Below are 20286 nucleotides of genomic sequence, written 5' to 3'. Positions count from 1 at the left end.
CATGGCCGTCTCCCTCGACATCGCCGATCTGCGCGCCCGCAAAGCCTCCGCGCCCGTCGACCTCGCCGCCACCCAGGGCGACGGGCTCGGCTGCCACGCCGGCAAGGACGCGATGCGGGCGGCCGCCGAGGCGGCCGGCATGTCGGAGACGCTGGCGAAGCTGCGGGAGGATTATCCGCAGGGTCCGCACGACCAGCCGCAGAGCATGTGTCCCGCCTTCGGCTCGCTCCGGGTCGGCCTGCGCATGCGCCGCACCGCCACGATCCTGTCCGGGTCGGCCTGCTGCGTCTACGGACTGACCTTCACGTCGCATTTCTACGGTGCCCGGCGCAGCGTCGGCTACGTGCCGTTCAACTCGGAGACGCTGGTCACCGGCAAGCTGTTCGAGGACATCCGCGATGCGGTCTTCGCCACGGCCAAGCCCGCGGATTACGACGCCGTGGTCGTCATCAACCTCTGTGTCCCCACCGCCTCCGGCGTCCCGCTCCGCCTGTTGCCGAAGGAGATCGACGGCGTCCGGGTGATCGGCATCGACGTCCCGGGATTCGGGGTTCCGACCCATGCCGAGGCCAAGGACGTGCTCGCCGGCGCGATGCTGAAGGTCGCCCGCACCGAGGCCGAGCAGGGGCCGGTCGCGACCCCACGCGGCGGCCGTTCGGAGCGCCCGAGCGTGGCTCTGCTCGGCGAGATCTTCCCGGCCGACCCGGTGGTGATCGCCGCCTTGTTGGAGCCTCTGGGCCTCGCGGCCGGGCCGGTGGTCCCGACCCGCGAATGGCGCGAACTCTACTCTGCCCTCGATTGCACCGCGGTCGCCGCGATCCACCCGTTCTACACGGCCTCGATCCGCGAGTTCGAAGCCGCCGGCCGACCGGTGGTCGGCTCCGCCCCGGTGGGGGTCGACGGCACTGCCGACTGGCTCGACCGGATCGGTGAGGCCTGCGGCGTCGCCCGGGCCACCGTCGAGGCGGCCAAGAACCAGCTCCTGCCCGGCATCCGCGGCGCGCTTGCCGCCATGCCGATCAAGGGCCGGATCACGCTTTCGGGCTACGAGGGTTCGGAACTGCTAGTCGCGCGGCTCCTCGTGGAAAGCGGGGCCGAGGTCCCGTATGTCGGCACCGCTTGTCCGCGTACGCCGTGGTCCGAGGCCGATCGCGACTGGCTGGAAGCCCGCGGTACCGAAGTTCGCTATCGGGCCTCCCTCGAGGACGACCTCTACGCCCTCGACGCGCTGAAGCCGGATCTGGCCATCGGCACGACGCCGGTGGTGCAGAAGGCCAAGGAGCGCGGCACGCCCGCCCTCTACTTCACCAACCTGATCTCGGCGCGCCCGCTCATGGGCGCGGCAGGAGCCGGCTCCCTGGCGCGGGTGATCAACGCCGCCCTGGCCAACAAGCCCCGCTTCGACGCGATGCGCGACTTCTTCGAGGGCGTCGGCACCGGCTTCTCCGCCGGCGTCTGGCAGGACACGCCGCAGCGGCGGCAGGGTCCGAAGATCGAAGGCCCGATGAAGCCGATCGGGGAGATGGTGTAATGCTGATCCTCGATCACGACAGGGCCGGGGGCTACTGGGGCGCCGTCTACGTCTTCACGGCGATCAAGGGCCTGCAGGTCGTCATCGACGGCCCGGTCGGCTGCGAGAACCTGCCGGTCACCTCGGTGCTCCACTACACCGATGCGCTGCCGCCGCACGAGCTGCCGATCGTCGTCACCGGCCTCGCCGAGGAAGAACTTGGCCGCCACGGCACCGAGGGGGCGATGAAGCGCGCCCACGCCACCCTCGATCCGGGCCAGCCCAGCGTGGTGGTCACCGGTTCGATCGCCGAGATGATCGGTGGCGGCGTGACCCCCGAGGGCACCGGCCTCCAGCGCTTCCTGCCGCGCACCATCGACGAGGACCAGTGGCAGGCTGCCGACCGCGCCATACGCTGGCTCTGGCAGGAATACGCCGCCAAGAAGTTCGCCAAGAAGGGCATCCCGGCGCGTCCCGAGAAGAAATCCGGCGAGCGCCCGCGGGTGAACATCATCGGCCCGGCCTACGGCACCTTCAACATGCCCTCCGACCTCGCCGAGATCCGGCGCCTGGTGGAAGGGATCGGGGCCGACGTGAATCTGACCTTTCCGCTGGGTTCGCACCTCGCGGACGTGCCCAAGCTCGTCAACGCCGACGCCAACATCTGTCTCTACCGCGAGTTCGGCCGTCTGCTCTGCGAAGATCTGGAGCGGCCCTACCTGCAGGCGCCGATCGGCATCCTCTCAACCACCAAGTTCCTGCGCTCGCTCGGCGCGATCCTCGGTCTCGACCCGGAGCCGTTCATCGAGCGCGAGCGCCACACCACGATCAAGCCGGTCTGGGACCTCTGGCGCTCGGTCACGCAGGACTTCTTCGGGACCGCCAGCTTCGGGATCGTCGCGACCGAGACCTACGCCCGCGGCGTGCGGCACTTCCTCGAAGACGAGATGGGCTTGCCCTGCAACTTCGCGTTCAGCCGCTCGGCCGGCCAGAAGCCCGACAACGACGCGGTGCGCAAGGCCGTGGCGGAGAAGACTCCGCTGGTGCTGTTCGGCTCGTTCAACGAGCGGATGTACCTCGCGGAATGCGGAGCCCGGGCCACCTACATCCCGGCCTCGTTCCCCGGCGCCATCATCCGGCGGCACACCGGCACGCCGTTCATGGGTTTTGCCGGCGCGACCTACCTGGTCCAGGAAGTCTGCAACGCCCTGTTCGACACGCTCTTCCACATCCTGCCGCTCGCCCGCGACATGGACAAGGTCGAGGCGACCCCGGCGCGCCGCCATCGCGAGCTGCCCTGGGACGAAGCCGCCCGCGCGGCGCTGGACGAGCTGGTCGAGGCGCAGCCGGTTCTGGCCCGCATCTCCGCCGCCAAGCGTCTGCGCGACGCGGCCGAGCGCGCCGCCCGCACGACCGAATCCGCTGCCGTGGCCCCCGCCCATGTGGCGCGCGCCCGAGCCGATCTTGCCGGGGGGATCCCCGCATGAGCCGCCTTTCCGTTCCCCCCAGAGGAGACCTGACGATGCGCACGATGGTCCCGACCGCCCGCCTGCATCATGAAGCCCTTCAGTTCCGGTTGATCCTGGCCGCGACCTATCCGTGCTTCCTGGCCGCCGCCGCGTTCGCCCGCTTCAAGCCGGCCCGGGCCGCGTCCCGCTCCGGCATCGCGCCGGCGCACCGCTCCGTGTTCGGCGAAGCCCGCGCGATGGCGGTCCAGACGATTCCTTTCGCTTTCATGGGCTGAACGCCCTGATCGAGACGCTTCCGTCCGGTGACGCGGGGGAAGTCAAGCCGTGACCGCCTTGAGCACCACGGCAGCACCCGTCGCCCTTCGCAAGGAGTGCGGCCAACACACGGAGGTCTGAACGATGGCCGGTGGACCCGTTGCAACAGAAAGACCGAGCAGCCTGTCCGGGTTGACGGAACCGGAAGCCAAGGAGTTCCACGCGATCTTCCTGACGAGCTTCCTCATCTTCACGGCGATTGCCGTGGTCGCCCACATCCTGGTGTGGATGTGGCGTCCGTGGCTTCCCGGACCGCAGGGCTACGCTTCTCTCGAAGGCGTCACCGATGCGGCCCGCGCCCTCGTCACGATGATCGGCTGAGGAGGATCGAATGCATAAGGTCTGGTTGCTGTTCGATCCGCGGCGCACGCTGGTGGCTCTGTTCACCTTTCTCTTCATCCTTGCGCTGCTGATCCACTTCATCTTGCTCTCGACCGACCGGTTCAACTGGCTGGAAGGTCCGAAGGCGAACAAGGCGGCGAGCAACATCACGCTCGTTCTGCCGAGCATGCCCGCCTGATCCAGGCTGGCCGGGACCGCGACTCCTAGGGGCCGCGGTCCAAAAACCCCAAAAAATTGCGGCCGGGCTGAGGAGTGTCCGCCATGGCGATGCTGAGCTTTGAGCGAAAGTACAGGATCCGCGGCGGTACGCTGCTCGGCGGCGACCTGTTCGACTTCTGGGTCGGGCCGTTCTTCGTCGGATTCTTCGGCGTCACCGGGCTGTTCTTCACGGTGCTGGGCACCGCGCTGGTCATCTACGGCGCCGCGATCGGGCCGACCTGGAACGTCTGGCAGATCAACATCGCGCCGCCCGACATCAGTTACGGGCTGAAGCTCGCACCGCTGAAAGAGGGAGGCCTCTGGCAGATCATCACGTTCTGCGCGCTCGGGTCGTTCGTCTCTTGGATGATGCGCGAGGTCGAGATCTGTCGGAAGCTCGGCATCGGCTACCACGTGCCGGCGGCCTTCGGCATGGCGATCTTCGCCTATTTCACCCTCGTCGTGGTGCGGCCGTTCCTCATGGGCGCCTGGGGCTATGGGTTCCCGTACGGCATCCTCAGTCACCTCGATTGGGTGTCGAACACCGGATATCAGTATCTACACTTCCATTATAATCCTGCGCACATGCTGGCCGTGACGTTCTTCTTCACGACCACCTTGGCGCTCGCCATGCACGGCGGCCTCATCCTCTCGGCGACCAACCCGAAGAAGGGTGAGACCGTGAAGACCCCGGAGCACGAGGACACGTTCTTCCGCGACACGATCGGCTACTCGATCGGCACGCTGGGCATCCACCGCCTCGGCCTGTTCCTGGCGCTGTCGGCGGGCTTCTGGAGCGCGGTCTGCATCGTGATCAGCGGGCCGTTCTGGACGCAGGGCTGGCCGCAATGGTGGGGCTGGTGGCTCAACCTGCCGGTCTGGCGCTGAGATACCCGTCGCCCGCCGAGAATCGGGCGAACCGATACCAATGATCCAGGCCGGCGCCGCATGAACCGTGCGGACGACCGGGGGGAGGGCGGGCGATGGCCTATTACCAGAATATCTTCACCCAGGTTCAGGTGCGCCCGCTGGAGCCGGAGAACGGCGTCCCGGTGAGCTCGAACGAACGGGTCGGCAAGCCGTTCAACAGCTACCTGTTCGGCCTGCTGGGCAACAGCCAGGTCGGTCCGATCTACATCGGCTACGTCGCGGCCTTGTCCATGGTCTGCGGGCTGATCGCCTTCGAGATCATCGGGCTCAACATGTGGGCCTCGGTGAACTGGGATCCGGTGCAGTTCGTGCGGCAATTGCCCTGGCTTGCTCTGGAACCGCCACTGCCGAAATACGGGCTCAAGGTGCTGCCCCCGCTCAACGAGGGCGGCTGGTGGCTGATCGCCGGCTTCTTCCTCACCACTTCGATCCTGCTCTGGTGGGTCCACCTCTACCGCCGGGCCAGGGCGCTCGGGCTGGGCACCCACGTGCCGTGGGCGTTCGCCTCGGCGATCTGGCTCTACCTGGTCCTCGGCTTCATCCGGCCGGTCCTGATGGGTTCCTGGTCCGAGGCGGTGCCGTTCGGGATCTTCCCCCACCTCGATTGGACAGCGGCATTCTCGCTCCGCTACGGCAACCTGTTCTACAACCCGTTCCACATGCTCTCGATCACGTTCCTGTACGGATCGACGCTGCTGTTCGCGATGCACGGGGGCACCATCCTGGCCTGCTCCCGCTACGGCGCCGACCGCGAGATCGACCAGATCGTCGATCGCGGCACAGCCACCGAGCGCGCCGCCCTGTTCTGGCGCTGGACCATGGGCTTCAACGCCACGATGGAATCCATCCACCGCTGGGCGTGGTGGTTCGCGGTGCTGACCACCCTGACTGGCGGCATCGGCATCCTGCTCACCGGTACCGTGGTCGACAACTGGTACCTCTGGGCCGTCAAGCACGGCGTCGCCCCGTCCTATCCGCAGGTCTACGGCCCGATCGTCGACCCCGCCCATCTCGCACCCGGCATGAAGCCGTGAGGAGGCCGTCATGAAGACGATTCTGGCGGTGGTCGGCGGGGCGCTCGCCCTGTTCCTCACCATCGCGATGTTCGGGGGCGCGGGCTGGACCCATCCCCCCATGGCGGCCAAGCAGACCGGCTTCCGCGGCACCGGCATGGACCTGATCCGTACCCGGGCCGGCAACGAGGCGCTCGCGGCGGCCAACGTCGCCCCGGCCCCCGCCGACCCGGCCGATGCCGGCGGCGACAAGGCCTCGGCGGTCTACGAGAACGTGCAGGTCTTGGGCGACCTCTCGGCCGAGCAGTTCAACCGGCTGATGGTGTCGATCACGGAGTGGGTGGCGCCCCAGCAGGGCTGCACCTACTGCCACAGCACCGAGAACATGGCGTCCGACGAGCTGTACCAGAAGCGGGTCGCCCGTCGGATGCTGCAGATGACCCAGACGATCAACACGTCCTGGAAGGAGAAACACGTCCACGAGGCGGGCGTGACCTGCTACACCTGCCACCGGGGCAATCCGGTTCCGGCCAACATCTGGTTCGACCGTCCCGTCCAGGGCGAGGGCCGGTTCAAGCCACGCAACAACAGCCAGAACATGGCCTCCGCGGAGGTCGGCAACACCTCGCTGCCCTACGATGTCTACCAGGCGTTCTACCAGCACAAGGACACGCCCGAGGACGCGGTGCGGGTCAACGGCACCACGGTGCTGCCCGAGACCAAGGGCAAGCCGATCCAGGACGCGGAGAAGACCTTCGCGATCATGATCAGCATGTCGCAATCGCTCGGGGTGAACTGCACGTTCTGCCACAACACCCGGTCGGTCGCACAGTGGGACACCAGCACGCCTAACCGGATCCATGCCTGGTACGGCATCCGCATGGTGCGGGACCTGAACCAGGACTTCATGGAACCGCTGACCTCGACCTTCCCGCGCAACAGGCTCGGTGCGTTGGGCGACGTGCCGAAGATCAACTGCGCAACCTGCCACAATGGCGCGAACAAGCCCCTCAACGGCGCCAACGTGATCGGCCCCTATCCGGAACTCTCGCATCCGACCATCGAGGCGAGCCTACCCACCGGCGAGGCGAAGGATCCGATCCCGGGCACCAATACGCCGGCCCTGAAGCCGTCGAAGCCCTGACGCCACCACACGAAGCGCCGGAGACGATCCGGCGCTTCGTCACGCTCCAGCTACAGGGAACCGCCATGCTGTACGGACGTCGGTTGTGGACGGCCGAGCTCGGCCCCCGGAGGCGCCCGTGACCATCACCATCTCGAACCTACAACCGATCATCGCGATCCTGGCCGGTATCCTGATCCTGATCGCACCGCGCCTCCTCAATTACATCGTGGCGATCTACCTGATCGTGGTCGGCGTGATTGGTCTCGGGCTGCTGCGCGGCTTCTCGTAAGGCCTGTCCGCGCGCGATCCCTGACAGACTTCGCTGCGCGTCAGTCGCGCGCGCACAAGCCCGCAATGCGTTCATCTTGCGTTGCGCTGCGGGATGGTCCAACCCGCGCCCATCAGCTCGGCCTGTGCCGGGCATCAGACACGGACGGGTTCGACATGGCGACCGGCAGCGCGAAGTGGGTCTACGCCTTCGGCGACGGCAAGGCGGAGGGCAAGTCGCAGATGCGCGACCTCCTCGGCGGCAAGGGCGCCAACCTGGCCGAGATGTGCAACCTCGGCCTGCCCGTCCCCCCCGGCTTCACCATCACGACTGAGGTCTGCACCTCCTACTACGACAACGGCAAGGCCTATCCGCCGGAGCTGAAGGGCCAGGTCGCCGCCGCGCTGGACCAGATCGGCACACTGACCGGCCGCAAGTTCGGCGATGCCGCCAACCCCCTCCTGGTCTCCGTGCGCTCGGGTGCCCGTGCGTCGATGCCGGGCATGATGGATACGGTCCTGAACCTCGGCCTCAACGACCAGACCGTGCTGGCGCTGGCCAAGGAGGCCGACGACGAGCGCTTCGCCTACGATTCCTACCGCCGCTTCATCACCATGTATTCGAACGTGGTGCTCGGCGTTGAGCACCACGCCTTCGAGGAGGCGCTGGAGCACTACAAGGAAGGCAAGGGCTACGACCTCGACACGGAGCTCGGCGCCGAGGACTGGAAGACCCTGATCCAGACCTACAAGAAGATCGTCCGAGACGAGCACGGCTCCGACTTCCCGCAGGTCGCCGAGGACCAGCTCTGGGGGGCGATCAGCGCGGTGTTCAACTCCTGGATGATCCCGCGGGCCAAGAAGTACCGCGAGCTGAACAGCATCCCGGAAAGCTGGGGCACGGCCGTCAACGTCCAGGCCATGGTGTTCGGCAACATGGGCGACACCTCCGCCACCGGCGTCGCCTTCACCCGCAATCCCTCCACCGGCGAGAAGGCGCTTTACGGCGAGTTCCTGATCAACGCGCAGGGCGAGGACGTGGTGGCGGGTATCCGCACGCCGCAGAACATCACGGAAAAGGCCCGGATCGAGGCCGAAAGCGACAAGCCTTCCATGGAGAAGGCCATGCCCGAGAGCTACGCGGAGCTGACCCGGATCTACGGGATCCTGGAAGCGCATTACCGCGACATGCAGGACATGGAGTTCACCATCGAGAAGGGTAAGCTCTGGATGCTCCAGACCCGCAACGGCAAGCGCACGGCCAAGGCGGCCCTGCGCATCGCCGTGGATCTGGCAGGCGAGGGGCTGATCTCCCGCGAGGAGGCGATCGGCCGGGTCGAGCCCTCCGCCCTCGATCAGCTGCTGCACCCGACGATCGACCCGAAGGCCGACCGCAAGGTCATCGCCTCCGGCCTGCCGGCTTCCCCCGGGGCGGCCACCGGCGAGATCGTGTTCAACTCCGAGGACGCCGAGGCCCTGCGCAAGGCCGAGCGCAAGTGCATCCTCGTACGCATCGAGACCTCGCCCGAGGACATCCACGGCATGCACGCCGCCGAGGGTATCCTGACCACCCGCGGCGGCATGACCAGCCACGCGGCGGTGGTCGCCCGCGGCATGGGCAAGCCCTGCGTCTCCGGCGTCGGCTCGATCCGGATCGACTACAAGGCCCAGACCATGAAGGTCGGCGACGCCACCCTCAAGGCCGGCGACCGGATCACCATCGATGGCTCCACCGGCCAGGTGATCCAGGGTGAGGTGAAGATGCTGGAGCCCGAGCTGTCGGGCGACTTCGCGACCCTGATGGAATGGGCCGACCAGTTCCGCGGCATGAAGGTGCGGGCCAACGCCGACACGCCGACCGACGCCCGCACCGCGCGGAATTTCGGCGCGGAAGGGATCGGCCTGTGCCGCACCGAGCACATGTTCTTCGAGGGCGACCGCATCATCGCGGTCCGCGAGATGATCCTGGCCGACGACGCCGAGGGCCGCCGGACGGCGCTCGCGAAGATCCTGCCCTATCAGCGCCAGGACTTCGTCGAGCTGTTCACGATCATGTCCGGCCTGCCGGTGACGATCCGCCTGCTCGATCCGCCGCTGCACGAGTTCCTGCCGCATACCGATGCCGAGGTCGCCGAGGTCGTGAAGGCGACCGGCGTATCGGAGGACAAGATCCGCCACCGGATGCGGGAATTGTCCGAGCACAACCCGATGCTCGGCTTCCGCGGCTGCCGCCTGGCGATCGCCTTCCCGGAGATCGCGGAGATGCAGGCCCGTGCGATCTTCGAGGCCGCCGTGCAGGCCGCCGCCGATACCGGCAGCCCCGTCACCCCCGAGGTGATGGTGCCGCTGGTGTTCACCCGCATGGAGTTCGACATCGTGAAGGCGCGGATCGACGCCATGGCCAAGGCGGTGTCCGAGGAGAAGGGCGCCACCCTGGACTACCAGGTCGGCACCATGATCGAGCTGCCGCGGGCGGCGCTCAAGGCCGGTGAGATCGCCCAGACCGCCGAGTTCTTCTCGTTCGGCACCAACGACCTGACCCAGACGGCGCTCGGCATCTCCCGCGACGACGCGGCGACCTTCCTGGGTCCCTACACCCAGAAGGGGATCCTGGCGGCCGACCCGTTCATCACCATCGACCAGGAGGGCGTGGGCGAGCTGGTCCGCATCGGCGTCGAGCGCGGCCGGGCCACACGTCCGGACATCAAGCTCGGGATCTGCGGCGAGCATGGCGGCGACCCGGCGTCGATCGGCTTCTGCCAGGAGGTCGGGCTCGATTACGTCTCCTGCTCGCCCTACCGGGTGCCGATCGCCCGCCTCGCGGCGGCCCAGGCGGCCCTCGGCAAGGTGCAAGGCAAGGAAGGCTGAGCCGGCTATCCGCGGCCGGTATCGGGGGCGGGTCGCCGCCGTCGATACCGGCCGTCAACCAGGACCGATGAAACACTGTTGAAAAAGCGTTTGCGGCTGTTGAACCGGGCCTAGAACGGCACGTTTACTAATTGATCCGGCCGGTCGCGCGAGGTGCACATCGCTCCGTGCCGGGCCCAGTGTCAGGCGCCAGAATCACCAGCCATGATTCCCCGCAGCCCACCTTCGCTCTACGTCGACGCCGGCCAGGCGGCTCCCGTCCCGCGGGCGGCCGTGCGGGCCTACGTCGCGACGGTCGCCGGCCTCGGGGCGATCACCACCGCCGTGATGCTGATGATGTCGGTCGCGGCCAATAGCGGCGGCGAGGCCGAGCGTATCGCCGACACGCAGGACGACGGCTACGCCGCGACCCTGGTCTCCGCCCTGGCGATCAACCTCTCCAAGCCGTTGCGCTGAGCGCAGGCTTTCCCACCCATCCCGGTCTCAGCGCGTTCCGGCCGTCGTGCGCGTAGCCGAGCCGGTGAACCGCGCCGCCGTGAGTTCGTCGCCGGGGCTCTTCGCGCTGAATTTGGTCGCCACCGGTCCCGGCCTTGCCGCCACGACTGCATCCGGCGCGGCCTCGCGTAGACGCGTGGCGGCAACGCGAACCGGGGCGTTGCGGCTTGCCGGCGCGGTGACCGGACCGGTGGACGCCGCCTCGAACAGGGAGCGCAACTGCGCCTTCGCGTCTGCATCGGCCGCCACCAGGGGGCGCCGCGGTGCCGGCTCGACGGCAGTATCCTTGGTCAGAGCCCGCGTTGCGGTCGGAGCCGACAGGTTGGCCATGCCGCCCGCGATCGAGGCGAACTGGACAGGACGCGGCGGCGGCAACGGCATGGTGATGGCGGCCGCCGCCACGACGGCGAACCCGGAGGGCCGGCGCGGCGGCAGGGGTGCGAGAATCCCCGCCACGGCCTCGTCGGCGCCCGTAGACGGCTTCTCCACGGTGAGCAGGGCCCGTGCATCGACCGGCGGATTGACGTCGGTCCTCGTCTGATCCTGGCGGGTCAGCGTGCTGCGAAGCGTGTCGTCCGCCGTCGGCGCGGCGTAGGCCAGGGCGGCGCGGGTGCCGACCGGATCCTGCGGATCGGCGCTGGCGACCGCGACGACGGGCGCCTGGCGGCCTCTCTTCGCGACGGGCGCCGGCGGCGGGGCCGCGGCGGGCTCGGGTGTGGAGGATCCGCCGCCGAACAGGCTTGCCAGGAAGCCGAACAGGCCGGGCCCGTCCTCCTCCTCGCCGCTCGCCATCTGGGTGGTGAGGCCGGCGACGGTGCCGCCGCGCGACAGGATCTCGGCCTTCGCCTCCTCGTAGCGCGGGAACGGGCGGTTGTCGCTCGCAAGGTGGACGGTCTTGCCGTCCGGGAACAGCCGGGCGAGCTGGTCGTGGGTCATGCGCGGCCACATCCGCACGGAGCCGACGTCGAGATGGACGAAGGGCGTGCCGGCATGCGGATACCAGCCGACGCCGCCGCGCTGCATCTGCAGCCCGACTTCGCGGATCCGGTCGATCGAGACTTCGGGCAGGTAGAAGTCCATCGCCTTGCCGAGCATGTGCTGGCTGAACTCGGCGACCATCCGGGAGCGGCGGCGCAGCATCGCGTTGGTGCCGGGCGAGCGATAGGCCGAGACGACGTGGATCGGCTGGGTCGCGCCGACCTGCCGGTAGGCCTCCCAGACCGTGTCGAACAGGCGCGGGTCCATCTTGATCGGCTCGTTGACGCGCCAATCGCGCAGGAGCCAGTTCATCTGCTCCAGGGCCGCGCGGTCGTACCGGCCATCGCGCTTGAACGTGATGGTCGCGCTCTCCTTGGTATGCGTGTGGTAGATCGTGAGCGTGCGGGTATCGCCGTTGGCCACCGCGTTCTCGGTCTCGACCGTTCCGGCGATCAAGCCGAGGGCCGTGCCGCACAGGGCGAGGACGAGGTGTCGGGCGGTTCTGCGAAGGCTCGGCACGGTGGTCCTGATCCTCTCCCGAACCCGCAAAGGGTGCCCGGCGGATGTCCGGTCGCAGCGATCGGCCCATGACGGCCGACAGCGCTCCCCTTCGCCTGAGTCTGCGAGGGAAACGGCTAAGGCTGGACCGTGGCGAAATCGTGCCCGGCTGTGTGGCCGCGCACCTGAGAGTTGAGGTCGAATCCCGGTGGTCGAACTACCACCAACCGCGCGACACCGGCGCCGGTGCCGGCGTCCACAGGCCGGGTTCACCGTATTCCGGCGCCCCGTCGGCGCGGGCCGACCGGCGAACGTGCCGCCGCGGCGAGTCGTACTCGTCGTAACGCGCGCTCGGCTCCGGGTCGGCGTAACGCCGGGGGCGCGCGGCTTCGCGGCGGGGCGCCGGATGGGCCTGGGCCACGGGTGCGGCCTCGGGCTTCCGGCGCGCCTTCTCCTCCGGGAGCTTGGCGATCGCCGGTCCGCCGCCGCCGGGCAAGCCGAGCGCGGCGCGCATCGGCGCGTCGTACCCGTAGAGATCGGGGAGGGTGCGGAACGTGCCGCCGTCGTCCACGTAGGCTGTGAAGTAGGCCAGATGCACCGGCAGCTTCGCGGGCAGCCGGATCGTGCGCTCGCCCTTGCCGATCAGCTTCTTGAGCCGCGCCTCGGACCAGTCCGGCAGCACGGCGTCGGCCAGGCGGAAGGGGTCGTCGACGCGGACGCAGCCATGGCTGAAATCGCGCTTGGCCGCGGAGAACAACGACCGGTTCGGCGTGTCGTGCAGGTAGACCGCGTGCTGGTTCGGGAACATGAACTTGATGAAGCCGAGCGCGTTGCGCTCGCCCGGCGGCTGACGCAGCGAGACGTGGCCGCCGCGGCGGACCACCTCGTAGCCGCCCCATGTCTTGCCGCCGTAGCCGGCGAGCTTGGGCGCCATGGTCTTCAGGATCGAGGGCGGCACGTACCACGACGGATTCACCACCGCGTATTCCATCAATCCGGAGAACAGCGGCGTGCGCGATTCCGGCTTGCCCACGATCACGCGGGCCTCGTCGCGCAGGCTACCGCCGCGATAGGCGCGCAGGCGGTACTCCGGGATGTTGACCAGGATGTAGTCGGGGCCGAGGTCGCCGGGCAGCCAGCGCCAGCGTTCCATGTTGACGATCAGCTCGGCCTCGCTGCCGCTCGCGCGCGCCGGCCGGCCGGCATCGGCGAGTGCCAGGACGGTCTGGACGTTCAGCACGCCGTTGCCTGGCAGGCCGCGGCCGCGCTGGAACTTCGCCACCGCGTCGGCCACCGTCGCGTCGTAATCCTCCGGCTCGCCGGGCGCGCGGTCGAGCGTCCCGGCCGGGCGCGTCTCGAGCCCGAAATGCGCGCGCAGCAGCGGCACCCGCGGATCGCGCATGCCGGTCTTCAGGGCCGGACCCGGGGGCAGGCGCAACGGCGTGACGGCGGTCGGGGCCGGTCCGCGCAGGGTGGCAAGCCGTGTCTTCAGCGCCTGGTAGCCGGTCGTCGAGGGATTGTAGGCCTGGAGGGCCTCGCCAGGGTTGGCGCCTGCCTCGGACAGCTTTGTCAGGACCGCACCGGCATCGGGCAGATCGAGCTGCGGGGTGATGAGGCGGGAGATGGAAGCCAGGTTGATGCGGCCGCCCCGGGCGTCCTTGGCGTATAGCAGAGCCGCCGCCGAGAGCCGGAGATCGGCGTCGGCCACAGCCTTCGCGTCAGGCGTTCCGGCAAGGTTCGGGACCGTGTAGGCCCGGGCGTCGAGCCCGTCCTCGGCAGCCGCGGCAAGGCGCGCAGAGACCGATTTGGCAGCATCGGTCCAGCCGCCGTCGGCAATCCAGAGCGGCTTGTAGGCCCGTGCCTCGTAGAACGCGCGCATCGCGTCACGGTCCTTGCCGGTGAGGCGAAGCAGCAGCGGCGCGGTGTCGGTGAACCGCGCGAAGATCGCGGCGCCGAGCGGATCGGCCGGCGCGACGGGTGCCGTCACGACCGGCGCCGGAGCCGGCTCGGGTTTCGGCGCCTCGGGCTTGTAGTCGGGCAGGGCGGTCGAGACCGGATCGGACCCGGTCGGGGCCGCTTGCGCGGGCTCGGCCGGGTGCGCGGGCGTGCCGAGGACCGCCGGGTCGAGCGTGGCGGTCTCGGCGCCGAGCGCGCCGGCCGAGGCCAGCGATCCGGTCAGTAGGGCGGCCAGCGCGACGAGGCTGGAGCGCGGGACGCGCATCGTGATCTCCCGGGACGCGGCGGCAGGGCCGCACGCTCAGATTGTGATTATCCGCTCAAGCGTGGCGTTGAGCAACTGCAGTCTTCGTCGTCTAGTCTTCAGTTCTTGCGCCGAAACATCTTATCGGAATGGCAAACGATGTGTTGTCGTTTGGTCGGTCCTGTGGGCTCGACAGAGCCGCGAAGTCGTTCGTCAGGCCGGCGCTCTAGGAAACGCCCGGTGCGCTAGCGCACCCCGCCCTGGCTAGGCGGCGTCCTCGGCCTTCTCGTCGCCTTCCAGGCCGAGGTCCTTCAGCTTGCGGTAGAGGGTGGATCGGCCAATTCCGAGGCGGCGGGACACTTCGGACATGCGCTGCCGATAGAATTGCAGCGCGAAGCGGATGATCTCGGCCTCCAGCACATCCATGGTCTTCATCTCGCCGGTCTCCTCGGTGACCAGCGACATGGCATGCGGGTCGCGGACCTCGACCCTGACGATCTCGCGCACCGGCTCGGGGGCGTAGGCCGGCATCTGCGGCTGGGTGGGCGCCGCCGGGATGCGGACGTCGAACCCTTCGACCTGGGCGGCGATCTGCGGGAACTCGGCCACGGTCAGCTCGTCGCAATCGGCGAGCACCACGGCGCGAAACAGGGCGTTCTCCAACTGGCGGACGTTGCCCGGCCAGGGATAGCGGGTGAGCAGCGCCATCGCCTCCGGGGTGATCGCGCGGACCCGCTTGCCCTCTTCCGCCGAGAACCGGGCACAGAACGAGCGCACCAGATCCGGGATGTCCTCGCGGCGGGCGCGCAGGGGCGGCAGCGTCATCGGGAAGACGTTGAGGCGGTAATAGAGGTCCTCGCGGAACTTGCCCTGCTTCACGAGGTCGAGCAGCGAGCGGTTCGTGGCTGAGACCAGGCGGATGTCGACCCGTACGGAGCGCTTGCCGCCGACCGGATCGACCTCGCCTTCCTGAAGCGCGCGCAGCAGCTTGACCTGCGCGTCCAGGGGCAGTTCGCCGATCTCATCGAGGAACAGGGTGCCCCCGGAGGCCTCGACGAACTTGCCGGCATGCTTTTCGGTGGCGCCCGTGAAGGCGCCCTTCTCGTGGCCGAACAAGGTCGACTCGACGAGGTTTTCCGGGATGGCACCGCAATTGACGGTGACGAACGCCTTGCCGCGCCGGTCGCCCGACCCCTGGATCGCCCGGGCGAGCACTTCCTTGCCGACGCCGGACTCGCCCTCGATCAGCACCGGGATGTTGGATTTGGCCGCGCGCTCGGCGAGGCGGATGACCCGCTCCATGTCGGGGCTCTTGGACGTCAGGTCCTTGAAGGTCAGCGCCCCGGAGGCGCGGCGACGCATCCGGCGCACCTCCTCCTCCAGCACGTCCACCCGCAGGGCGTTCTTGATCGAGACCTGAAGCCGCTCGGCCCCGGCGGGCTTGACCACGAAGTCGACGGCGCCCGCCCGCATGGCGTTGACCACGGCGTCGATCGAGCCGTTCGAGGTCTGCACGATGACGGGCGTGTCGAGCCCGCTGCTGCGCATCTCGGCGAGCACGCCGAGCCCGTCGAGACCCGGCATCACCAGGTCGAGGAGGACCACGTCCGCACCTTCGGTCTTCAGCACGGTCAGCGCGTCGGCGCCGGTCTCCACGACGCGTGCGTTGAAACCGAACCGGCGCACCGCCGCCTCGGCGAGGCGCCGCTGAACCGGATCGTCGTCCACGATGAGAACGGTGGTGGACATGGCGGCTCCCTGCGCGGCGCGTCAGGCCCGGAGACGGCTCGGGACAGGCCCGCACCGCACCGCCTGAGTCGGCGACTGTTTCGTTTCGAACCGTAGGGTGCCGGAGAGACGTAAAGTGGCGCTTAACGACGTTTGCATTCGGTCGTCACAGCGTCGGGGCGGCCGGTGCCGTTGAACGCGTGGCCGCGCGCTCGATATCACGGTACGAGGATGAGCCCCCCAACAGGATCGCGAGACATGATGCCGAGCACCACCGCTTCGCCGGTGAACGTCCGTCTGCCCGAGGGCGTGAGCGCCGCACGCGCCGCCGCCAAGGCCGTCGACCTCGGCCATCTTCCGGAATGGGATCTGTCGGACCTCTATTCCGGTCTCGATGCCCCGGAATTCGCAGCCGACATGGCCCGGGCCGAGGAGATGTGCCGCGGATTTTCAGACCGCTATGCCGGCCGGATCGCCGAGCTGGCCGCAGCGGAGAACGCGTCCGAGCGCCTCGCCGAGGCGGTCAAGGCGTACGAGGGCATCGAGGATCTGCTCGGCAAGCTGATGTCGTTCGCCGGCCTGATCTATTCCGGGGACACGACCGACGAGGCGCGGGCCAAGTTCTACGGAGACACCCGCGAGCGCCTGACCGATGCCTCGGCCGACCTGCTGTTCTTCGCCCTCGAGCTGAACCGGGTCGACGATGCGGTGATGGATGCCGCGATGTCCCAGGGACCGCTGGCGCATTACGCGCCCTGGATCGAGGATCTGCGGCGCGAGAAGCCGCACCAGCTCGACGACCGCACCGAGAAGCTGTTCCTGGAGAAGTCGGTCACGGCCAACGCCGCCTGGGACCGGCTCTTCAACGAAACGATCGCGGCCCTGCGCTTCACCGTCCAGGGCGAGCAGATGCCGCTCGAGCCGACGCTCAACAAGCTGCAGGATCCGGACGGCGCCGTGCGCCGCGAGGCTGCGGGTGCGATCAGTGAAGTCCTGCGCGGCAATCTCCGCGTGTTCACGCTGATCACCAACACGCTCGCCAAGGACAAGGAGATCTCCGACCGCTGGCGCGGGTTCAAGGACGTCGCCGACGCGCGCCATCTCGCCAACCGGGTCGAGCCCGAGGTGGTGGCCGCCCTGGTCGATGCCGTGCAGGCGGCCTATCCGCGGCTCTCGCACCGCTACTACCGGCTGAAGGCCAAGTGGTTCGGCCAGGATGCGCTGCCCTACTGGGACCGCAACGCGCCGCTCCCGAGGGTCGAGCAGCGCACGATTCCCTGGACGGAGGCCCGCGACACCGTTCTGTCGGCCTACGACGCGTTCTCGCCGAAGATGGCCGGGATCGCGAAGCGGTTCTTCGACGAGCGCTGGATCGACGCGCCGACGCGGCCCGGCAAGGCGCCGGGCGCCTTCGCGCATCCGACCGTCCCTTCGGTCCACCCCTACGTCCTCGTGAACTATCAGGGGAAACCGCGGGACGTGATGACGCTCGCCCACGAACTCGGCCACGGCGTCCACCAGGTGCTGGCCGGTCCGAACGGCGCCCTGATGGCGCCGACGCCCCTGACGCTCGCCGAGACGGCCAGCGTGTTCGGCGAGATGCTGACCTTCCGCAAGCTGCTGGCGGCGACCACCGACACGACGCAGCGCCGGGCCATGCTCGCCGCGAAGGTCGAGGACATGATCAACACGGTCGTGCGCCAGATCGCGTTCTATTCGTTCGAGCGGAAGGTCCACCTCGCCCGCGCCAAGGGCGAGTTGACCAGCGACCAGATCAACGCCCTCTGGCTCTCGGTCCAGGCGGAATCGCTGGGGCCCGCCATCACCCTGGATGCGGGCTACGAGCCGTTCTGGGCCTACATCCCCCACTTCATCCACTCGCCGTTCTACGTCTACGCCTACGCGTTCGGCGACTGCCTCGTGAACTCGCTCTACGGAGTCTACGCGAAGGCCGAATCCGGTTTCGTGGACCGCTACTTCGCGCTACTCGCGGCCGGCGGCTCGAAGCCTTACGGCGAGTTGCTCGCACCGTTCGGCCTGGACGCCCGGGACCCGGGTTTCTGGCAGATCGGGCTCGGGATGATCGAGGGGATGATCGTCGAGCTGGAAGGTATGGAGGTGGGGGCCTGAACCACTTCCAGGCACGCCGCCGCGGTGTTATACATCGCGTAAAACACCGCGGAGGTTGGTCATGAAGCTCGAGGTGAAGCGCGTCGGCAACTCCACGGGCCTGATCCTGCCCAAGGATTTTCTCGGAAAGCTGAATCTCGCGCAGGGCGATTGGCTCTACGTGACCGAGAATGCAGACGGCTCGGTGCGGCTTTCCCCTTATGACCCGGCGTTCGAGAAGGGCATGAAAATCGCCAAGAAGGCGATGAAGACCTACCGGAATGCACTGGCGGAACTGGCGAAATGAGCACCGATCACGAGATCGTTTGGCTCACGAGCGAACTCGTCAAAGCGTTCCACGCCCTGCAGTTGAAGCAGTTCGGCGGGCCTCCCGGCCTGCGCGACGAGGGAGCCCTCGAATCGGCGCTCGGACGGCCGGTCAATCGAATTGCCTATGCCGCGGATGGCGCTCGGATCGACCTGGCCGAACTCGCAGCAGCCTACGCTTTCGGTATCGCCAAGAACCACCCGTTCATCGACGGCAACAAGCGGGCTGCCCTTCTGGCGCTCATCACGTTCCTCGGCCTCAACGACATCGATTTCATCGCCGACGAGGCTGAGGCTGTGGTGATGATACGCGGCCTCGCGGCGGGCGAGATCGACGAATCCGGCCTGACCCGTTGGATCCGAGACAACTGGCCGGCCGGCTGAGACGCCGCGGCGCAGCGACCCGGCGCTCTGGTGCGCCGCCGGCGAAGGCTTATGTCCAAGTCTGCACCGAGGAAGATCCTGGACAATGGCCGAGACCGACCGCGAAGCCAATCGCTTCTCCGCCCGCGCGGGCCGCTACGCCAGCGTAGGCGCCAATGTCGGCGGCGTCGCCGCGCGGATGGCGATGTCCCGGCTGTTCGGCAAGGAGGGGACGACCAGCGCAGCGGCCCTGGCGCAGGCTCTCGGCGGGTTGAAAGGTCCGATCATGAAGGTGGCGCAGCTTCTGGCCACCATTCCCGACCTGCTGCCGCCCGAATACGCGGCGGAACTCCAAAAGCTCCAGGCCGATGCGCCACCCATGGGCGCCGCATTCGTGAAGCGCCGGATGCAATCCGAGCTGGGGATCGGCTGGCAGTGCCGATTCGGCAGTTTCGACCTGAAGCCCGCGGCCGCGGCCTCGCTGGGACAGGTCCACCGGGCGACCACGACGGATGGCGAATTGCTGGCCTGCAAGCTCCAGTATCCCGACATGCAATCGGCCGTGGAGGCCGACCTGAAGCAGCTCGAGATCGCCTTCGCGCTTCACCGGCGCATGAACAGCTGGCTCGATACCCGCGAGATCGCCAAGGAGATCGGCGCCCGGGTCCGCGAGGAACTGGATTACGAGCACGAGGCGAAGCACGCCAGCCTTTACGGCGAGGTCCTCAAGGATATCGACGCCGTGCGTGTGCCGCGGGTCTATCCGGACCTGTCGACCAAGCGCCTGCTCACCCTGAGCTGGCTCGACGGCGCCAAGATCCTGAGCTTCGCCGAGGAGCCCGTCGAGGTTCGCAACCGCATCGCGCAGTCGATGTTCAAGGCGTGGTGGCACCCGTTCAGCCGTGCGGCCGTCATCCACGGCGACCCGCATCTCGGCAACTACACGGTCTTCTCCGAGGGCGGCGAGGCGGCCGGCATCAACCTGCTGGATTACGGCTGCGTGCGGATCTTCCATCCCCGCTTCGTCGGCGGCGTCGTCGATCTGTATCGGGGCCTGCTGGAGGACGATGGCGCGCGAATCGTCCACGCCTACGAGGTCTGGGGCTTCAAGAACCTCGACAAGGAGAAGATCGAGATCCTGAACATCTGGGCGCGGTTCATTTATGGCCCGCTCCTGGAGGATCGCACCCGCACCGTGGCCGATGGGGTCAAACCGGGCGAGTACGGCCGGAGTCAGGCGTTCCAGGTGCACCAGGCTCTAAAGGAGCGGGGCCCGGTGACGGTGCCGCAGGAGTTCGTGTTCATGGACCGGGCCGCCGTGGGCCTCGGAGCGGTGTTCCTCCATCTCCGGTCGGAGCTGAACTATCACCAGCTGTTCGAGGCCGAGATCGAGCACTTCTCGCTGGAGGAGCTGGCGCAGCGGCAGAGTCAGATCCTGACCCAGGCCGGATTGCCGATGCCGGCCTAGTTGGCCCTTCGGGAGTCCACCGAGGGGGCAATCAACTTGCGTGCGTCCGATTGCGGCAGGAAAACGCTTGAGCTACATCCCA

Annotated in this window: 18 protein-coding genes; 15 read left to right on the top strand and 3 right to left on the bottom strand. The window is 68.3% G+C overall.

The genetic code is table 11. The features are described 5' to 3' along the window. Position 1: 1 nt before the first annotated feature. The 11 genes from bchY to MFF40_RS21255 all read left to right on the top strand — a co-directional run bounded on the left by bchY (position 2) and on the right by MFF40_RS21255 (position 10494). Complete coding sequence (gene bchY, locus MFF40_RS21305; protein ID WP_238262117.1) at positions 2–1531, top strand: chlorophyllide a reductase subunit Y; 1530 nt, start codon at positions 2–4, stop codon at positions 1529–1531. After that, complete coding sequence (gene bchZ, locus MFF40_RS21300; RefSeq protein ID WP_238262115.1) at positions 1531–2997, top strand: chlorophyllide a reductase subunit Z; 1467 nt, start codon at positions 1531–1533, stop codon at positions 2995–2997. Before bchY ends, bchZ begins: the two co-directional genes overlap by 1 nt. 35 nt (positions 2998–3032) lie before the next feature. Then, on the top strand, positions 3033–3254 hold the full coding sequence (locus tag MFF40_RS21295; protein ID WP_187277756.1) for a hypothetical protein: 222 nt from the start codon (positions 3033–3035) through the stop codon (positions 3252–3254). 124 nt (positions 3255–3378) lie between these two features. Beyond that, positions 3379–3615, top strand: coding sequence for a light-harvesting antenna LH1, beta subunit (gene pufB, locus MFF40_RS21290; protein WP_147855259.1), 237 nt, complete (start codon positions 3379–3381; stop codon positions 3613–3615). Between the two features lie 10 nt (positions 3616–3625). Continuing rightward, complete coding sequence (gene pufA, locus MFF40_RS21285) at positions 3626–3814, top strand: light-harvesting antenna LH1, alpha subunit (RefSeq protein ID WP_058194393.1); 189 nt, start codon at positions 3626–3628, stop codon at positions 3812–3814. 83 nt (positions 3815–3897) lie between these two features. Continuing rightward, on the top strand, positions 3898–4722 hold the full coding sequence (gene pufL, locus MFF40_RS21280; RefSeq protein ID WP_147855260.1) for a photosynthetic reaction center subunit L: 825 nt from the start codon (positions 3898–3900) through the stop codon (positions 4720–4722). A 95-nt stretch (positions 4723–4817) separates the two neighbouring features. Further along, positions 4818–5798 carry a photosynthetic reaction center subunit M gene (gene pufM, locus MFF40_RS21275; protein ID WP_147855261.1) on the top strand — a complete coding sequence of 327 codons (981 nt, stop codon included), beginning with the start codon at positions 4818–4820 and terminating at the stop codon, positions 5796–5798. Between the two features lie 10 nt (positions 5799–5808). Continuing rightward, positions 5809–6921: a photosynthetic reaction center cytochrome PufC gene (pufC, locus tag MFF40_RS21270; RefSeq protein ID WP_147897612.1), complete on the top strand. Its 1113-nt coding sequence runs from the start codon at positions 5809–5811 to the stop codon at positions 6919–6921. A gap of 118 nt (positions 6922–7039) precedes the next feature. Beyond that, positions 7040–7192: a DUF3096 domain-containing protein gene (locus MFF40_RS21265; RefSeq protein ID WP_147855263.1), complete on the top strand. Its 153-nt coding sequence runs from the start codon at positions 7040–7042 to the stop codon at positions 7190–7192. 155 nt (positions 7193–7347) lie between these two features. Continuing rightward, a complete protein-coding gene (ppdK, locus tag MFF40_RS21260) occupies positions 7348–10038 on the top strand; it encodes a pyruvate, phosphate dikinase (RefSeq protein ID WP_147897611.1) in 2691 nt (896 codons plus the stop codon). Positions 10039–10242: 204 nt separating this feature from the next. After that, on the top strand, positions 10243–10494 hold the full coding sequence (locus tag MFF40_RS21255) for a hypothetical protein (protein WP_147855265.1): 252 nt from the start codon (positions 10243–10245) through the stop codon (positions 10492–10494). 27 nt (positions 10495–10521) lie between these two features. On the opposite strand, the gene MFF40_RS21250 is transcribed toward MFF40_RS21255, so the two are convergent. The 3 genes from MFF40_RS21250 to MFF40_RS21240 form a co-directional block, all read right to left on the bottom strand. Then, positions 10522–12030, bottom strand: coding sequence for a peptidoglycan L,D-endopeptidase MepK (locus tag MFF40_RS21250; RefSeq protein ID WP_147897610.1), 1509 nt, complete (start codon positions 12028–12030; stop codon positions 10522–10524). 196 nt (positions 12031–12226) lie between these two features. Further along, a complete protein-coding gene (locus MFF40_RS21245; protein WP_238262113.1) occupies positions 12227–14230 on the bottom strand; it encodes a L,D-transpeptidase family protein in 2004 nt (667 codons plus the stop codon). Positions 14231–14473: 243 nt separating this feature from the next. Next, the gene (locus MFF40_RS21240; RefSeq protein ID WP_147856610.1) at positions 14474–15958 is read right to left on the bottom strand and encodes a sigma-54-dependent transcriptional regulator; all 1485 of its coding nucleotides are present in this window, start codon (positions 15956–15958) and stop codon (positions 14474–14476) included. A gap of 237 nt (positions 15959–16195) precedes the next feature. Between MFF40_RS21240 and MFF40_RS21235 the strand changes: the two genes are divergently transcribed. The 4 genes from MFF40_RS21235 to MFF40_RS21220 all read left to right on the top strand — a co-directional run bounded on the left by MFF40_RS21235 (position 16196) and on the right by MFF40_RS21220 (position 20204). Then, entirely contained in the window at positions 16196–18067 is a 1872-nt protein-coding gene (locus tag MFF40_RS21235) for a M3 family oligoendopeptidase (protein WP_238262111.1), read from the top strand. 61 nt (positions 18068–18128) lie between these two features. Beyond that, positions 18129–18353 carry an AbrB/MazE/SpoVT family DNA-binding domain-containing protein gene (locus MFF40_RS21230; RefSeq protein WP_238262109.1) on the top strand — a complete coding sequence of 75 codons (225 nt, stop codon included), beginning with the start codon at positions 18129–18131 and terminating at the stop codon, positions 18351–18353. Further along, positions 18350–18757, top strand: a complete 408-nt coding sequence (locus MFF40_RS21225; protein WP_238262107.1) for a type II toxin-antitoxin system death-on-curing family toxin — start codon at positions 18350–18352, stop codon at positions 18755–18757. The genes MFF40_RS21230 and MFF40_RS21225 overlap by 4 nt, the downstream gene beginning before the upstream one ends. A gap of 85 nt (positions 18758–18842) precedes the next feature. Continuing rightward, the gene (locus MFF40_RS21220) at positions 18843–20204 is read left to right on the top strand and encodes an ABC1 kinase family protein (protein WP_238262105.1); all 1362 of its coding nucleotides are present in this window, start codon (positions 18843–18845) and stop codon (positions 20202–20204) included. The last annotated feature ends 82 nt before the right edge of the window (positions 20205–20286 follow it).

This window comes from Methylobacterium mesophilicum, from assembly GCF_022179445.1.
GTDB lineage: Bacteria > Pseudomonadota > Alphaproteobacteria > Rhizobiales > Beijerinckiaceae > Methylobacterium > Methylobacterium mesophilicum.
Note: the sequence above shows the minus strand (reverse complement) of the source record. Positions and strands in the feature narration are given on the sequence as shown.

What these genes read in the sequence shown, in the direction of transcription:
- pufA (WP_058194393.1), top strand. Translation starts at nt 3,626, where the DNA reads ATGCATAAGGTCTGGTTGCTGTTCGATCCGCGGCGCACGCTGGTGGCT.
- ppdK (WP_147897611.1), top strand. Translation starts at nt 7,348, where the DNA reads ATGGCGACCGGCAGCGCGAAGTGGGTCTACGCCTTCGGCGACGGCAAG.
- pufL (WP_147855260.1), top strand. Translation starts at nt 3,898, where the DNA reads ATGGCGATGCTGAGCTTTGAGCGAAAGTACAGGATCCGCGGCGGTACG.
- bchY (WP_238262117.1), top strand. Translation starts at nt 2, where the DNA reads ATGGCCGTCTCCCTCGACATCGCCGATCTGCGCGCCCGCAAAGCCTCC.
- pufM (WP_147855261.1), top strand. Translation starts at nt 4,818, where the DNA reads ATGGCCTATTACCAGAATATCTTCACCCAGGTTCAGGTGCGCCCGCTG.
- MFF40_RS21295 (WP_187277756.1), top strand. Translation starts at nt 3,033, where the DNA reads ATGCGCACGATGGTCCCGACCGCCCGCCTGCATCATGAAGCCCTTCAG.
- MFF40_RS21235 (WP_238262111.1), top strand. Translation starts at nt 16,196, where the DNA reads ATGATGCCGAGCACCACCGCTTCGCCGGTGAACGTCCGTCTGCCCGAG.
- MFF40_RS21245 (WP_238262113.1), bottom strand. Translation starts at nt 14,230, where the DNA reads ATGCGCGTCCCGCGCTCCAGCCTCGTCGCGCTGGCCGCCCTACTGACC.
- bchZ (WP_238262115.1), top strand. Translation starts at nt 1,531, where the DNA reads ATGCTGATCCTCGATCACGACAGGGCCGGGGGCTACTGGGGCGCCGTC.
- MFF40_RS21230 (WP_238262109.1), top strand. Translation starts at nt 18,129, where the DNA reads ATGAAGCTCGAGGTGAAGCGCGTCGGCAACTCCACGGGCCTGATCCTG.
- pufB (WP_147855259.1), top strand. Translation starts at nt 3,379, where the DNA reads ATGGCCGGTGGACCCGTTGCAACAGAAAGACCGAGCAGCCTGTCCGGG.
- MFF40_RS21255 (WP_147855265.1), top strand. Translation starts at nt 10,243, where the DNA reads ATGATTCCCCGCAGCCCACCTTCGCTCTACGTCGACGCCGGCCAGGCG.
- MFF40_RS21220 (WP_238262105.1), top strand. Translation starts at nt 18,843, where the DNA reads ATGGCCGAGACCGACCGCGAAGCCAATCGCTTCTCCGCCCGCGCGGGC.
- pufC (WP_147897612.1), top strand. Translation starts at nt 5,809, where the DNA reads ATGAAGACGATTCTGGCGGTGGTCGGCGGGGCGCTCGCCCTGTTCCTC.
- MFF40_RS21225 (WP_238262107.1), top strand. Translation starts at nt 18,350, where the DNA reads ATGAGCACCGATCACGAGATCGTTTGGCTCACGAGCGAACTCGTCAAA.
- MFF40_RS21240 (WP_147856610.1), bottom strand. Translation starts at nt 15,958, where the DNA reads ATGTCCACCACCGTTCTCATCGTGGACGACGATCCGGTTCAGCGGCGC.